This is a genomic window from Nocardioides allogilvus, assembly GCF_003047285.1.
Taxonomy (GTDB): Bacteria; Actinomycetota; Actinomycetes; order Propionibacteriales; family Nocardioidaceae; genus Nocardioides; species Nocardioides allogilvus.
This window is the reverse complement of the sequence record NZ_PZYX01000080.1, coordinates 1-505: the sequence shown is the minus strand read 5'-3', so window position 1 is coordinate 505 and position 505 is coordinate 1. Positions and strand designations below refer to the sequence as shown.

The window sequence follows — 505 nt, the reverse complement described above, 5'->3', positions numbered from 1 at the left end:
CTTCGAAGTGAGCGATGTTTGCTGCTGTTGCCATAACCGCTTTACCTTGTGGGATTAAGAAGTTACGTGCAAAACCTGATTTAACAGTTACTTGGTCGCCCACAGAACCTAAGTGAGCAACTTTATCTAATAAAATAACTTGCATTGTACTCGACCTCTCTATTACTGATGGTTGTCAGTGTATGGAAGTAACGCTAAGTAACGAGCGCGTTTGATTGCGCGAGCTAATTGACGTTGATACTTCGCACGAGTACCAGTGATACGGCTAGGAACAATCTTGCCGCTTTCAGAAATGTAGTTCTTTAATGTAGCGATATCTTTGTAATCGATCTCAACAACATTTTCCGCTGTGAAACGGCAGAACTTACGACGACGGAAATAACGTGCCATTTGGCTTCTCCTGATCTATAAATTCAATATGTTCGGCATGAACGACTAATTGGCTTAAACCGTTATAGTCTTTGTGAGTGTGGATAAATCCGTAAACTCTAATTTTATCGCCGAG

2 protein-coding genes are annotated in these 505 nt (G+C 41.4%); both read right to left on the bottom strand.

Annotated features, from left to right (window positions below; all coding sequences use genetic code 11):
* A partial coding sequence (rplI, locus tag C9J87_RS19540; RefSeq protein WP_107706375.1) for a 50S ribosomal protein L9 occupies nt 1–145 on the bottom strand: 145 nt, incomplete at its 3' end.
* A gap of 17 nt (nt 146–162) precedes the next feature.
* Nucleotides 163–390, bottom strand: a complete 228-nt coding sequence (gene rpsR / locus C9J87_RS19535; protein ID WP_005598105.1) for a 30S ribosomal protein S18 — start codon at nt 388–390, stop codon at nt 163–165.
* Nucleotides 391–505 lie beyond the last annotated feature (115 nt).